Raw genomic sequence first — 240 nt, forward strand, 5'->3', positions numbered from 1 at the left:
GGCTTCATGGAGGCCTGGGGCCCAGGAAGCCAGCACCTCCAGGGCCTCGTCCACGTAGCGCCAGGCGGTGGCCTGGGATATCGCGAACCCGGCGCCGAGCTGGGCGAATGTCTCGTTCTTGCGCAGGTGGACCAGCGTGAGCAGTGCCTGGTCGAAGCAGCGGAGCTTCCGCCAGCGGGTGTTACGTGCGCGGCGGTGCTCGTACAGCAGCCAGGCAACATGCTCAACGAGCTCATGCGG

1 protein-coding gene is annotated in these 240 nt (G+C 67.5%); it reads right to left on the reverse strand.

All coding sequences use genetic code 11. From position 1 onward, the window contains the following. The coding region (locus EHS43_RS46140) for a transposase family protein (RefSeq protein ID WP_148104412.1) at positions 1-240 on the reverse strand (240 nt) is incomplete at both ends.

Source organism: Streptomyces sp. RP5T, from assembly GCF_003933965.1.
Classification (GTDB): Bacteria; Actinomycetota; Actinomycetes; order Streptomycetales; family Streptomycetaceae; genus Streptomyces.